1 pseudogene is annotated in these 285 nt (G+C 32.3%); it reads left to right on the top strand.

What is annotated here, in order from left to right:
* Positions 1-247: pseudogene (locus J8281_RS19510) on the top strand (hypothetical protein); the annotation flags it as partial.
* Positions 248-285: the final 38 nt, after the last annotated feature.

The following is a 285-nucleotide window of genomic DNA, read 5'->3' as shown; positions in this document are numbered from 1 at the left end:
AGTATTACCCATGATTTATAACAATTTTTCCAATGAAGGTTTAGATTGGGTAGAATTTGCCACAAAGCAAGGACTTACAGATTTAAAAGCTAAACAAACCCAATTACATACAGGCCTGTATTTACCTGAAATGACTGATGATGAATTGGCAAAAGCCATTGCCATTGTAAAACAATCAGGAGCTTCAGGAGTCGCTTTTTTTGATATTCAAGAATCGCATTTTGCAGTAATTAAAGCGTCGCAATAATACTTATTTATGAATAAGATTTGTATTTACATATTACT

The organism is Aquimarina sp. U1-2, from assembly GCF_017897595.1.
Taxonomy (GTDB): Bacteria; Bacteroidota; Bacteroidia; order Flavobacteriales; family Flavobacteriaceae; genus Aquimarina.
The sequence above is the reverse complement of the archived record's forward strand: the minus strand, read 5'-3'. Positions and strand labels throughout refer to the sequence as shown.